Source organism: Falsiroseomonas oleicola (assembly GCF_019029495.1).
GTDB classification, from domain to species: Bacteria; Pseudomonadota; Alphaproteobacteria; order Acetobacterales; family Acetobacteraceae; genus Falsiroseomonas; species Falsiroseomonas oleicola.
Map to the genome: position 1 here is coordinate 480,740 of NZ_JAERQM010000002.1, position 13,184 is coordinate 493,923.

Genomic DNA, 13,184 nt, shown 5'->3' on the forward strand with positions numbered 1-13,184 from the left:
GTCATCATATGGGCGCCTGCCGCAGGCTTCAAATCCCGCCTACAGCGCGATCTTCCCATCGCCGAGCACGGCCTTGTAGCGCTCGATCTCCAGCGCCAGGAAGGCCCGGAACTCCGCGCCCCGGCGCCGCGCCGGAATGGTGCCGCCACTGGTCATGATGCGCTGCATGGCCGGCGCCTCCATCGCCCGGTCCACCGCGCGACCCATGGTCACCACGATCTCCTCCGGCAGCCCGGCCGGGCCGAACACCCCCACCCAGCTCGCCGCATCGATCTCGCCATAACCCTGCTCCCGCAAGGTCGTCAGCTCCGGCAGCACCGCGATCCGGTCCAGGGTGCCCGCCGCCAGCGCCCGCAGCCGCCCATCGGCGATCATCTGCCCGACCGTGTTGATACCCTCGATCGTCATATCCACCCGCCCGGCGATCAGATCCGCCATGGCCGGCGCACTGCCGCGATAGGGCACATGGGTGAACTCCACCCCCGCCGCCTGCGCCAGCATCGAACAGGCCGTGTGATGCACGGAGCCAATCCCCGCCGAACAGAAACTGACCGCCCCCGGCCGCACCTTCGCCGCCGCGATCAAATCCGCCGTGGTCCGGAACGGTGAGGCCGCCGGCACCACCAGCAGATGCGGATGCACCGCGATCTGCGCCACCGGAGTCAAATCCTTCAACGGATCAAACGGCAGATTGCTGAACAAGGCCGCGGCCACCGCATTCGGCGTGGAATGCCCCAGCAACAACACCGACCCATCCGGCGCCGCCTTCGCCACCGCATCCGCCGCAATGGTCCCCGACGCGCCCGACCGGTTCTCCACCACGAAATTCTGACCCAGCAACGCCGTGCACTGCTCCGCCACCGCCCGCGCCACAATGTCCGCGAAACCACCCGGCGCAAAACCCACCAACATCCGCACCGGCCGCGTCGGCCAAGCCCCCTGCGCCCGAACCCCGGACGCCATCACCGACGCCACCGCAACCCCACCCAACCCACGCCGCGTCAACATCCCAGGACCCCCCAACCGACGCCAAACCGTAACCCTGAATGCTGCGGCGCAGCAACGGGGGCGCGCGGGTGATTGCAGGAGGGGCTCTGCCCCTCCCGCACCCTCCCCGCCAGGAGGCAGTGGCCTCCTGGACCTCAGGACCTTGAACGGAAATGGAGAGGGGCCAGCAGGACCGCTGAACATGCGGTACCTCTGGCCCCTCTCCATTTCCGTTCATGAATCAAAGGGTTCCAAGGGGCCACTGCCCCTTGGCGGGAGGGTGCAGGGAGGGCGGAGCCCTCCTTGCAAGCTACTCGCGCAACACCCCGTCTGCTTCAGCCGAAGGCGTTCAGGCCGGTCTGGGCGCGGCCGAGGATCAGGGCGTGGACGTCGTGGGTGCCTTCGTAGGTGTTGACGGTTTCGAGGTTCATGACGTGGCGGATCACGTGGTACTCGTCGACGATGCCGTTGCCGCCGTGCATGTCGCGGGACATGCGGGCGATGTCCAGGGATTTGCCGCAGTTGTTGCGCTTGACCAGGGAGATCATTTCCGGCGCGACCTTGTGTTCGTCGAACAGGCGGCCGACGCGGAGCACGGCGTGCAGGCCGAGGGTGATTTCGGTCTGCATGTCGGCCAGCTTCTTCTGGATGAGCTGGGTCTGGGCCAGGGGCTTGCCGAACATCTTGCGGCCCATGGTGTAGTCACGCGCGGCGTGCCAGCAGAATTCCGCGGCGCCGAGGGCGCCCCAGGCGATGCCGTAGCGGGCGCGGTTGAGGCAGGAGAAGGGGCCGGCGAGGGATTTGACGCCCGGCAGCTTGTTTTCCTCAGGGACGAAGACCTCGTCCATCATGATCATGCCGGTGACGCTGGCGCGCAGGCTGAACTTGCCTTCGATCTTGGGGAAGGACAGGCCCTTCATGCCGCGTTCCAGCAGGAAGCCGCGCAGGATGCCTTCATCGTCCTTGGCCCAGACCACGGCGACGTCGGCGATGGGGGAGTTGGTGATCCAGGTCTTGGAGCCGGAGACCAGGTAGCCGCCGTCCACCTTCTTGGCGCGGGTGCGCATGGAGGAGGGGTCGGAGCCGGCATCGGGCTCGGTCAGGCCGAAGCAGCCGACCCATTCGCCGGTGCGCAGCTTCGGCAGGAACTTCTGCTTCTGCTCTTCGGAGCCGAAGGCGTGGATCGGGTACATGACCAGGGAGGACTGCACGGAGAAGGCGGAGCGATAGCCGCTGTCGACGCGCTCCACTTCGCGGGACATCAGGCCGTAGGAGACGTAGTTGACGCCGGCGCAGCCGTAGCCGTCGAGGGTGGCGCCCAGGAAGCCCATCTCGCCGAACTCGTTCATGATCTCCCGGTCGAAATGCTCGTTCCGGTTGGCCATGAGGACCCGCGGCATCAGCTTTTCCTGGCAGAAGTCGCGCGCCGCATCGCGGATCATGCGCTCGTCCTCGCTCAGCGCCTGGTCGAGCAGCAGGGGGTCGTCCCAGGTGAAGGCGGACTGGCTGGATTTCTTGGCGGCGGCCTGGGCGGGCACCGGGGCGACGACGTTCATGGCTTCCTCCTCGCGGGGCGGGCGACGGGCTGGGAGGGGGATGCGCGCCGAAGCGAGCCCCATGGCAACCAGCCCTTGTTGGGCAATCTGGCGCGGCTGCCGTCATCCGGCAACCGCGCGCAGGTCCATCAGGCGGCTTCGGCGTCCGAAGCCTGGTCCCGGCGGGGCCGGGGCAGGGGCAGCAGCATGAAGGCGGGCACGGTGTCACCGAAGCCGAGCGGCGAGGGGCCGGCGTCGCGGTCTTCGCGCCGTTCGCGGCGGAATTCCTCGCGCCGCGCTTCCATGGATTGCGGCGCCTCGCGCGGGCCGGGGTCACGGCGCGTGCTGGGCCGGCGGTCGTCGCGTGCCGCCGGCGGCGGCGCGGCATCCCGGCGCGGGGCGCGATCCTCACGCGGCGCACGCTCCTCGCGGGGCGCGCGTTCCTCCCGCGGCGGGCGCGGGGCTTCCGCCTCACGCGGCGGCGGCGGGCCGGGGTCGCGGCTGGTGGCCTCGCCACGGCGGGGGCGTTCGTCACGCCCGCCGCGACCGCGGCCGGCATCGCGGGCGGGGGGCGCACCGCGGCCACCGCGGCCGCGCTTGGCCTTGGCGCCTTCCTCGATTTCCTCGGCCGTCACGGGGTCGATGCCTTCGACCTCCATGCGCGGGATCGGCATGCCGGTCAGCTTCTCGATCGCCGCGACGGATTTCGCGTCTTCCGGCGCCGCCAGCGAATAGGCATGGCCCTCGCGCCCGGCGCGGCCGGTTCGGCCGATGCGGTGGACGTAGTCCTCCGCATGGAAGGGCACGTCGAAGTTGAAGACGTGGGAGAGGCCGCCGATGTCGAGGCCGCGCGCCGCCACGTCGCTGCACACCAGAAGCTGGATCTCATTCGCCTTGAAGCGGTTGAGGGTCGCGAAGCGGGTCGACTGGTCCAGGTCCCCATGAAGCGCGCCGACCGAGAAGCCGTGCTTCTTCAGCGACTTGTAGAGGATGTCGACCTCGACCTTGCGGTTGCAGAAGATCAGCGCGTTCTGCACCGCCTCCTTGTTCAGCATCCGCCGCAGGGCTTCCCGCTTGTCATGCTCCCGCACCCAGACCAGGCCCGTGGTGATGGTGGTGGCCACGGTGGCGGGGGCGGAGACCGTGATCTCCTTCGGGTTCTGCAGGAAGGCATCCGCCAGGCGGCGGATTTCCGGCGCCATGGTGGCGGAGAAGAACAGCGTCTGGCGCAGCTTCGGCAGGAACGAAACGATGCGCTCGACATCCGGGATGAAGCCCATGTCGAGCATGCGGTCGGCCTCGTCGATGACGAGCACCTTGCAGTCTGCCAGCAGGATGCGGCCGCGATCGAACAGGTCGAGCAACCGGCCCGGCGTGGCGATCAGCACGTCCACGCCCTTTTCCAGCACGTCGCGCTGGTCGTTCATGCTCTCCCCGCCGATCAGCAGGGCATGATTCAGGTTCAGGTACTTGCCGTATTTGACGAAGTTCTCGGCGACCTGGAGCGCCAGTTCCCGGGTCGGTTCCAGGATCAGGCTGCGCGGCATGCGCGCCTTGGCGCGGGACCCGGCCAGAATGTCGAGCATCGGCAGGGTGAAGCCGGCGGTCTTGCCGGTGCCGGTCTGGGCGCAGCCCAGCACGTCCCGGCCCATCAGCACGATCGGGATCGCCTGTTCCTGGATCGGGGTCGGGTGCAGGTAGCCGGTATCGGTAACGGCGCGGAGAATCGGCTCCGACAGGCCGAGATCGGCGAAGGTGACGCGGGGCGCTTCCTCGGCGGCCCAGCTGGCGGCTTCTTCGGCGGCCTGCGACTCGGCTTCGGTCGGCGCGGGTGCCGCTTCCGCGACAGGCTCGGGCGCCGCTTCGGCCACATGCTCGGGCGCCGCTTCGGCGACAGGCCCCGGCGCCGCTTCGGCGACGGTCTCGGCAACCGCCTCGGGCGTCGCTTCCGCGACCGGCTCGGGGGCAGCTTCCGCGACAGGCTCCGGCGCGGCAACCACCACCGGCTGTGCCACGACCTCGGGCAGCAACCCCGGCTCGGCCGCCGGCTTGGCGGCCTTGGCGCGCGTGCGCGGCTTGGGCTTCGGCTTGGCCGGCGCCTCGGCGGCACCTTCCTCGGCGGCGACAGGCTTGGTCTTCGCGGCGGGCGCGCGGCGCTTGCGCGGGGCAGGCGCGGCCTTCCCCGTTGCCTCGGCCTGCGCCGGGGCGCCGGCTGTCGCGGCGTCGTTATGGTCTGTCTCGGCCGCGTGTGGGGCCGTGGCGTCGCTATGATCGCTCAACGTGCTTGGTTCTCTGCTTGCCTCGGACCTGCCCGCCACCTGCACGACTCCTGGTGAGCCAGAAGGCGCATCCGGCGGGGGCGCCCCGCAGGCGCAAGACTGGACGCTTCGCGGGACCGGGCGGGATGGACGCCATATGCGCCGCTATGGCACGGAAATCAAGGCAAGATGCCGCCTGTCCCGCGCTGGACGGCACGGTTTCGCCGCCCTAGCACCGGAAGATGTCTCCATCCATGACGCTTCTGTTGCTGCCCGGCCTGCTCTGCGACGCGCGGCTGTGGCGCGACCAGGTCGCCGCGCTGGGCGGCACGCTGCCCTGCCAGGTGGCCGACCTGACCCGGGACGACACGCTGCCGGCCATGGCGGCCCGCGCCTTGGCCCTGGTGCCGGAGGGCTCGCCCATCGCGCTGGTGGGCCTGTCCATGGGCGGCTATGTGGCGCTGGAGGCGATGCGCCAGGCGCCGCATCGCATCGCCCGCCTGGCGCTGATGGACACCTCCGCGCGGCCCGACACGCCGCAACAGGCCCGCCGCCGGCGCGGCCTGCTGGCGCTGTCGCAATCCGGCCAGTTCCGCGGAGTCACCCCGCGCCTGCTGCCGCAACTGCTGCATCCCGACCGCCTGGAGGGTCCGCTGGGGGAGGAGGTTCGCCAGATGGCGGAGCGTGTCGGTCGCGACGCCTTCGCCCGCCAGCAGCGCGCCATCCTCGCCCGCCCCGACAGCCGCCCGGACCTGCCCGGCCTCCGCGTGCCCACTTTGGTCGCGGTGGGCGAGGCCGATCTGCTGACCCCGCCGGACTTGGCGGCGGAGATGGCCGCGCTGATCCCCGGCGCCGTGCTGCGCATCCTGCCCGGCTGCGCCCATCTGCCGCCGATGGAAGACCCCGCGACCGTGACCGCCCTGCTGCGCGACTGGCTTGCTGCCGCCACGATCGCCCCGCAGCATGGGCCGCTTTGAGGAGATCCGCCCATGGCTGAGACCGATATCCTGGTGACGCGTGAGACCAAGCGCTCCTTCGGCCTGGTCCGGGGCGGGCTGGCCGTGCTGATGCTGGGCCTGCCCTTCCTCGGCCGCCAGCGAATCCGCGTGACGACGGAGCGCGTCATCATCGAGGAAGGCTTCTGGACCAAGCTGCGCGACGATGTGGAGGTGTTCCGCATCCGCGACGTGGTCTCGAAACAGGCGATCTGGCATCGCATGCTGGGAATCGGCGACGTGGTCATCAAGGCCACCGAGGGCCGCACCGATGAATCGCATGTGCTGCGCGGCGTGCCCGACCCGGTGGCGGTCAGCGAGGCGATCCGCGCCGCCTGGAACGCCAGCGGGCGGCCGCGGACCAGCACCAACCTGGATTGAAGGGGGGCGTGAGCCCCCCGCCGTTCACACCACCTGGTTGACCAGCTTCTCCCCCGCCCGCAGCCGCGGCAGGTTGGCTTCCAGCAGATCGAGCACATTGCCCTCATAGGCCCGCGTCTCGCCGCCGGTATGCGGCGTGATGAAGACGTTCGGCATCGCCCAGAGCGGGCTGCCGGCGGCCAGCGGCTCCTCCGTCGTCACATCCAGCGCGGCATTGCCGATCTGGCCGGAGGCCAGGGCCGCGATCAGCGCCGCCTCGTCGCAGACCGCGCCGCGCGCGACGTTCACCAGCGTCGCGCCCGGCTTCATGGCGGCGAAGGCGGCGGCGTTCATCAGGCCGCGCGTCTCCGGCGTCAGCGCGCAGGTCAGGGCGACGATGTCGGCGCGGCCGAGCTGGGCGTGCAGCGCCTCCATGCCGTGGATCTCGTCGGCACCCTCGCTGCCCTTGGACGGGTCCTGCCGCAGCCCCACCACCTTCATATCAAAAGCCTTGGCGAGGCGCGCCAGCCGCCCGCCGATGCGGCCGATGCCGACCACCAGCAGGGTCTTGCCGCCCAGCTCATCCTCGCGCCGGGACAGGTCGCCGATCATGCCGCGCCAATGCTGCTTCGCCTGGTTGTCGCGGGCTTCCGGCAGGCGGCGGGTGATGGCGAGGATCAGCGACAGCGCGTGTTCCGACACCGCATTGGCATTGGCGCCCTGGGCGGAGGCCAGCCGGATGCCGGCGCCGCCGAGCACCGCCTTGTCATACTGGTCGACGCCGGCGCTGATCGACTGGATGAACTTCAGCTTGGGCGACTTGGCGGTCAGGTGGTTGCGCCACATGCCCGAGACCAGCAGCACATCGGCCTCCGGCAGCCTGGACTCCAGCTCCTCCAGGCTGCGGACCTCGAAATGCTTCAGCTTGCCGCCGCGCGCCGCGTAGCTCTCGCCGAAGCGGTAGGCGACATGGGCGAAGCAGAGGGTGAGCTGGTCATCGGGGGGCAGCATGGCGTTTCTCCGGGAGTTTGGAGGCGCACCAAACAGGGGCGAGACGGCGCAGGCAACCCCGTCCCGCTACCCGCGCGCCAGAAGCGCCCGCGCCAGCCGGTCGAATTCGGCGATCTCCAGCGTCTCCGCCCGTCGGTCGCCGGCGATTCCGGCGGCCTCCAGCAGCGCCTCGGCATTGCCCAGGGTCTTCAGCGCGCCGCGCAGCATCTTGCGGCGCTGGCCGAAGGCGGCGGCGGTGGTGCGTTCCATGGCGGCGAACAGCGCCGGACCGGGGTCCTCGGCATGCGGGGTCAGGCCGACCACGGCGGAGAACACCTTAGGCGGCGGGGTGAAGGCGCCCGGTGGCAGGCTGAGCAGGAACTGCGCCCGGCAGCGCCACTGCGCCAGCACGCCGAGTCGGCCATAGGCGTCGCTGCCGGGGGCGGCGCAGATGCGCTCCGCCACCTCCTGCTGGAACATCAGGGTCATGCCCTCGATGCCGGAAGCCTGGCGCAGCCAGCCGACCAGCAGGGGGGTGGCGACGTTGTAGGGCAGGTTGGCGATGATGCGGCGCGGCGCCGGCATCTCGGCCAGCACGTCCACCTCCAGCGCATCCGCCTCCCGCACCGTCAGGCGGCCGGGGTGATGCGCGGCCAGGGCGGCCTGCGCGGCGATCGCCCGCCGGTCCAACTCCACCGCCAGCACATGGGCGGCCGGCGTCGCCAGCAGCGCGCGCGTCAGCCCACCGGGGCCCGGCCCCACCTCCAGCACCTGCCGCCCCGTGAGGTCGCCGGCGAGCGACGCGATGCGGGCGCAGACCGCCGGGTCCAGCAGGAAGTGCTGGCCGAGCGATTTGCGGGCGTCGAGCCCGTATTCGCGGACCGTGTCGCGGAGGCTCGGAAGCGCAGAAGTTTCAGACATGCCTGCGGACCGCTCCGGCGGTCCGAGCGGCCGAACGGCCGCCGCCGCCTATGCGGCGAGCCAAGCCGCCGGAGGCGGCGCCCGGCGCCTGAGGGCAAAAATACAGCAGTTGAGGCAGATGGTCGCAGACCATCTGCCTCAACTGCGCATCTCGATCTGCGCGCGGCGGCGCAGGTCGCGCTGGACCTGGCGGGACAGCAGCTCGGCGCGGTCGCGCACCAGCTGGGCGCGGGCGGCATCCGGCGTCAGCTCCGCCTGGTTCCGGGTCTCCCGCGTGCAGACCATGATGACGGCGACGCCATCCGGGGCGATCACCGGCTGGCTGGCGCGGCCCGGCTGCAGGCTGCCGATCAATTGCCGCAGCGGCGGCGGCTGCACGCCTTCCAGCCGCACCTCGCCCGGATCGGGGTCGCGGCCGCTATTGGCGGCGCGGCCCGCCGCTTCCACCGCCTCGCAGGTCCGGGCGGAGCCGGCCAGGGCGCGGGCGCGTTCCACGGTCTGGATCTGCTGCTGCGTCGGGTTGTTGGGGTCGAGCGGCGAGGAGAAGGGGAAGAAGGCCTGGCGCAGCGTCAGGATGGTCGCCATGTCGCGCCCCACCTCCCGCCGCTGGCGCAGGGTGATGATCTGGAAGCCGCCGGGCACGCGGATCGGGTTGGCGATGGCGCCGGGCGGCATCTGCCGCACCACCTCCGCCACCTCCCGGTCCAGGGCCTCCGCGCCCACCCAGCCGAGGTCGCCGCCCTGCAGGGCGGTCTGGGACTGGCTGAACTGGGTGGCGGCGACGGGGAAGGGCACGCCGCGGCGAAGCTGGGCGACCACCTCGTCCACGAAGGTCCGCACCTCGGCTTCCTCGGTCGGGTCGTCGATCGGCACGAAGATCTCGCTGACCAGGAATTCGGGCTGGCCGGTGCGGGCGCGCTGGCCGGCGATCAGCTCCGCCACCTCCGCCTCCCCGGGTTCGGCCTGCGGCCCGAGAAGCTGGCGCACCAGCCGCGCCCAGCCGATCTGGACGCGGAGCTGGTCATACAGCACCCGCGGCTCCACCCCGGCGCGACGCAACTGCCCCACCAGGGCGCCGGCGGGCAGGCCGTTGCGGCGTTCCAGCTCCGCCACCGCGGTGGCGATGTCGTTGTCGGTGACGGCGATGCGGCGGCGCTGCACCTCCTGCATGCGCAGGCGTTCATCCACCAGCAGGCGGGTGACCTGCGGGGTCAGGCGTTCCAGCACCTGCGGCGTGATGTTCAGCCCGGCATTCAGGGCGAAGAGGCGCCGCCGGCCATCGACATCGGCGCGGGTGACGATGTCCCCGTTGATGACGGCGACGATGCGGTTGACCTGGGATGCGCCGGCCTGGGTGGCGGCGCGCGGCGCCGCCCCCTGGGCCGATGCGGCGCCGGGCAGGAGGATGAGCGGGGCGCTGGCCAGGGCGGACAGCAGCAGGACGCGGAATGTGGGACGCATGACGCTTTCCTAGAGCATTCCCCGGGCCGGCGAAATCACCTGACCGAGCGCATTCTTGGGCCGCAACGAAAAGCCGTGCGACCATTGTCCAACCCCGGCACCCGCCGCAGGCGGGTGAGCGGCCGAATGGCCGCCGCGCCAGGTGGCGCGCAGCCAAGCCCCCGCAGGGGGCGCCGGCGCCTGAGGCACCCTCACAATGCCCGCAGGCCGAAATCGCCCACCGTCTTGAGGCCGATGCGGAACAGCAGCAGCGTGCCGCCGGTATAGTCGGCCCGTGTGCTCGGATCCTCCGCCCAGCTCCGCACGAATCGCGTCTCGAAGATGAAGCACTCATCCTCATAGGTGGCGGAGGCCTGGGCGGCGACGGGGCGGTCGAGCCCGATGTCGTAGCGACCGAAGACGCCGACCCGCCAGTTCTCGTTCACCCGCAGCGTGCCGCCGAGGGAGAATTCCTCCCGCTTCCGGGTGGTGACATTCGGCGCCGGGTTGGTCAGCAGGTAGCCGCCGGACAGGCTGAAGGGGCCGCCGAAGACCGTGGCGGTGCCGTCCCAGAGGCGGCCTTCCCCGGTTTCCCGGTCCAGCCGCGCCCGGCCCACCATCTCCAGCCAGGAGACCGGCGCCAGCCGCAGCCGGCCGACCCAGTCGGAGGAGCGGTTTTCCAGCCCGGAGCCATCGGCGAAGGTCTCGTCGGTCGCCATGCGGAGGGATCGGCCGGCCAGGCCCTCCAACTGCCCGCCATTCGGGAACAGCCAGGCGCCGCGCAGCGCGGCATCCACGCGGGTGCCGCCCTCGAACCGGTCGCGGCCCTGGAAGCGGTTCAGGCTGAACAGGTTGGCGTCGGTGAATTCGAAGTCCAGGCTGTCCTCATTCGGGAAGCGCAGCTGCGCACCCGTCGCCGGCCCGGTCACCAGCTGCACCCGCGGCTCGATGATCTGGGATCCGTATTCGCCGGCGCTGCGCAGGAAGGGCATGCGCCAGTCCACCGCGGTGCGGACATGGCCGCGGCCGTAGAAGCCATCACCGCTGGCATCGCCATAGGTCGGCGCGAGTGCCAGCCCATCGACCCAGCCGCCGACGATGTCGGCCTGGGTGCGGAAGGTCCAGATCTCGCCCATGTCGCCCATCACCGGCAATTCGTAGTTGCCGCGGGTGGCGATGCGCCTTGTGTCGGTGCCGCTGCTGCGGAACAGGCTGAAGGCGGAGGCATCGAGGGTGAAGCGCCCGCCCAGGCTGTCGGTCGGGAAGACGTAGTCGGCATAGCCGCGCGGCAGCACGAAGGGCGTCAGAGAGGTGGAATTGGCCGCGTCCAGCCCCTGGTAGAGCATGCTGTCGACCCGGGCATAGCCTTCCGGCCCCCAGAAGCCTTCCAGATAGGCCGTGGTGGTCAGCACCCGTGGCGCGCCATAGCGCCAGGCCTGGAGATATTCGCGGGAGGAGGCGCGATTCACCGCGAAGCCGGTGCGCCAGTTCTCATCCAGGGTGAAGCGGCCCTGGGCGAAGATGTGGCCGCCATAGCCATCCGCATCCGTGTTCTCCAGGCTGCCGACCGACCCCTCCAGGGCGATCTCGCCGGAATTGAAGCGGCGGCGATAGGTGGCGCCCAGATTGGGCACCTGCTTGGTCGAGGCGGTCAGGCTGATGGTCGCGTCGGAATGGTCGTCGATCGCCCAGTAATAGGGCAGCTCCAGGAAGCCGCCGAGGAAGCGGGTCTGGCCGAAGGTGGGCGAGAGGAAGCCGGAGGCGCGCGGCGCGTCCGGCGAGGCGTGGCTGAAATAGGGGGTGTAGAGCAGCGGCACGCCGCCGAATTCCACCGCCGCATCGCGGTAGCGCACGCGCTGTTCCGTGCTGTCCAGCGTCGCGATCCGGGCGCGCAACTGCCAGAGCGGCGGCCGGGTCGGATCTTCCGGGCAGAGGTCGCAGGAGGAATAGACGACGCGGGCCAGGTCGGTGACCGTGCCGCCGGTGCGCCGCGCCCCGGCCGCGGCCAGCCGGGCGTTGGAGGCGAGCAGGCCGCGAATGCCCTCGATGGCGGCATCGCGCATGCCGTCGGTCAGCTCCACCCGGTCGGCGAACAGGGTCTGCCCATCGGGCTCGATCAGCGCGACATTGCCGGTCGCGGTCGCCACGCCGGTGTCACGGGCATAGGTGAATTCATCGGCGCGCAGCACGCGGTCGCCCTGCCAGGCCTCCACCCGGCCACGCGCCGTCACGGTGTTGCTGGTCTGGTCGTATTCCACCTCCTCCGCCGTGAAGGTGACCGGGCCGTCATCGGTGGCGCGATTGCCAAGGCCCATCAGCCCCTGCTGCGCGCCGGGTCCGGTCGGCGCCAGTACCAGGCCGAGCGCCGTCAGCGCGGCGAGGCCGGTCAGCCGCCAGGGGTGCCGGGCGGGTGGCAGCGGCGGCGGCGCGGCGACCGTCACCGGGCGGATCGGCGGCGGCAGCTTGCGCGGGGGCCTGGGCCGGTGGGGGGCGGCGGGCCGGGTGGTCGGCGGCATCAGCCATCCTCCAGATGCAAGAGCAGCGCCAAGGCCAGCAGCAGCCCGGCGAGCGCCGGGGCCCAGGCGGCCAGGATCACCGGCAGCGACCCGGCCTCGCCCATTTCATTGCTCACCCTGTCCAACACGAAAAGGGCGAATCCGGCGGCGACCCCGCCGCCGATCATCTGCGCCACGCCGCCGCGCCGGGTCTGGCGCATGGAGAAGCCGGCGGCCAGCAGCGCCATGCCGAGCGCCAGCACCGGCATGGCGAGCAGCGATTGATACTGGATGCGATGCCGCACGGCGGAGAAGCCGGCCTCCTCCAGCACCGTGATGAAGCGGGGCAGGGACCAGAAATCGAGCGTTTCGGGTGAGGCGAAGCTTTCCTGGATGCGGTCGGGGGTCAGTTCCGTCGGCAGGCTGATACGCTCGGCCGGGCTGGCGCGGCGGTCGGCGCCGAAGCTCACCGCCTCCTCCAGCACCCAGGCGCCGGGGACCAGCCGGGCGCGCGGCGCCTCCAGCCGTGCCAGCGGGCGGTCATCGGCGGAAAGCCGCCAGACCGTCACCTCCTGCAATTCGAATCGCGGGCCGCGGGGGGAGGGGGCGGCGTCACGCATCGCCACCGGGCGGCCGGACAGGATGGCGACCCCCTGCGGGTCCAGCGCCCGGTCCGCCTGCCGCAGCCACAGCCGCCCACCCGCGAGCGAGGTCAGGCCACCACCCGTGCGCAGGAAATTCTGGTCCATCCGTTCCGCCCGCGACAGCATGGCGGAGGAGATGGGGGAGATGGCGAAGGTGCCGAGCATGCCCATCAGCACCGCCACGATCAGCGGCCCGGTCAGGAAGCCCCAGGCGGAGATGCCGGCGGCGCGCGCCACGATCAGCTCCGAGGACCGGGTCAGGCGCCAGAAGGCGATGATGCCGCCGAGCAGGATGGCGAAGGGCAGGATCTGCATGGCCACGAAGGGCAGCCGCATCGCCGCGATCTGCAGGGGGATGCCGAAATCCACATCCGGCCGGCTGGCGGCGCGGCGCAGCAGCTCGATGAAGTCGAACAGCGCCACCAGCCCGATCAGCGCGGCCAGCACCAGCAGCGTGGCGAACAGGAAGCCGCGCGCGACATAGAGCGACAGCGTGGGGGTCAGGACCATGCCGGGCTCAGATGCCGTCGGAGAATCGAGCTGGCGAAGGAATGCCCGT

10 protein-coding genes are annotated in these 13,184 nt (G+C 71.1%); 2 read left to right on the forward strand and 8 right to left on the reverse strand.

The window, feature by feature from the left end:
• Positions 1–39 precede the first annotated feature (39 nt).
• The 3 genes from JJQ90_RS26905 to JJQ90_RS09050 all read right to left on the reverse strand — a co-directional run bounded on the left by JJQ90_RS26905 (position 40) and on the right by JJQ90_RS09050 (position 4,801).
• Positions 40–963 (reverse strand): Bug family tripartite tricarboxylate transporter substrate binding protein, encoded by a 924-nt coding sequence (locus JJQ90_RS26905; RefSeq protein ID WP_268958609.1) that lies wholly within the window; start codon positions 961–963, stop codon positions 40–42.
• Positions 964–1,322: 359 nt separating this feature from the next.
• A complete protein-coding gene (locus JJQ90_RS09045; RefSeq protein WP_216874526.1) occupies positions 1,323–2,543 on the reverse strand; it encodes an acyl-CoA dehydrogenase in 1,221 nt (406 codons plus the stop codon).
• Positions 2,544–2,671: 128 nt separating this feature from the next.
• Complete coding sequence (locus JJQ90_RS09050; protein WP_216874528.1) at positions 2,672–4,801, reverse strand: DEAD/DEAH box helicase; 2,130 nt, start codon at positions 4,799–4,801, stop codon at positions 2,672–2,674.
• Between the two features lie 233 nt (positions 4,802–5,034).
• Between JJQ90_RS09050 and JJQ90_RS09055 the strand changes: the two genes are divergently transcribed.
• Together JJQ90_RS09055 and JJQ90_RS09060 are read left to right on the forward strand one after the other, a co-directional pair.
• Complete coding sequence (locus JJQ90_RS09055; RefSeq protein ID WP_230410503.1) at positions 5,035–5,757, forward strand: alpha/beta fold hydrolase; 723 nt, start codon at positions 5,035–5,037, stop codon at positions 5,755–5,757.
• Between the two features lie 12 nt (positions 5,758–5,769).
• A complete protein-coding gene (locus JJQ90_RS09060) occupies positions 5,770–6,156 on the forward strand; it encodes a PH domain-containing protein (protein WP_216874532.1) in 387 nt (128 codons plus the stop codon).
• A gap of 24 nt (positions 6,157–6,180) precedes the next feature.
• On the opposite strand, the gene JJQ90_RS09065 is transcribed toward JJQ90_RS09060, so the two are convergent.
• The 5 genes from JJQ90_RS09065 to lptG all read right to left on the reverse strand — a co-directional run bounded on the left by JJQ90_RS09065 (position 6,181) and on the right by lptG (position 13,135).
• The gene (locus JJQ90_RS09065; protein WP_216874533.1) at positions 6,181–7,146 is read right to left on the reverse strand and encodes a D-2-hydroxyacid dehydrogenase; all 966 of its coding nucleotides are present in this window, start codon (positions 7,144–7,146) and stop codon (positions 6,181–6,183) included.
• 66 nt (positions 7,147–7,212) lie between these two features.
• Entirely contained in the window at positions 7,213–8,046 is an 834-nt protein-coding gene (gene rsmA / locus JJQ90_RS09070; protein ID WP_216874535.1) for a 16S rRNA (adenine(1518)-N(6)/adenine(1519)-N(6))-dimethyltransferase RsmA, read from the reverse strand.
• Between the two features lie 138 nt (positions 8,047–8,184).
• On the reverse strand, positions 8,185–9,507 hold the full coding sequence (locus tag JJQ90_RS09075) for a peptidylprolyl isomerase (protein ID WP_216874537.1): 1,323 nt from the start codon (positions 9,505–9,507) through the stop codon (positions 8,185–8,187).
• A gap of 191 nt (positions 9,508–9,698) precedes the next feature.
• Positions 9,699–12,002 (reverse strand): LPS-assembly protein LptD, encoded by a 2,304-nt coding sequence (locus JJQ90_RS09080; protein ID WP_230410504.1) that lies wholly within the window; start codon positions 12,000–12,002, stop codon positions 9,699–9,701.
• Entirely contained in the window at positions 12,002–13,135 is a 1,134-nt protein-coding gene (gene lptG, locus JJQ90_RS09085) for an LPS export ABC transporter permease LptG (protein ID WP_216874539.1), read from the reverse strand. Before lptG ends, JJQ90_RS09080 begins: the two co-directional genes overlap by 1 nt.
• Positions 13,136–13,184: the final 49 nt, after the last annotated feature.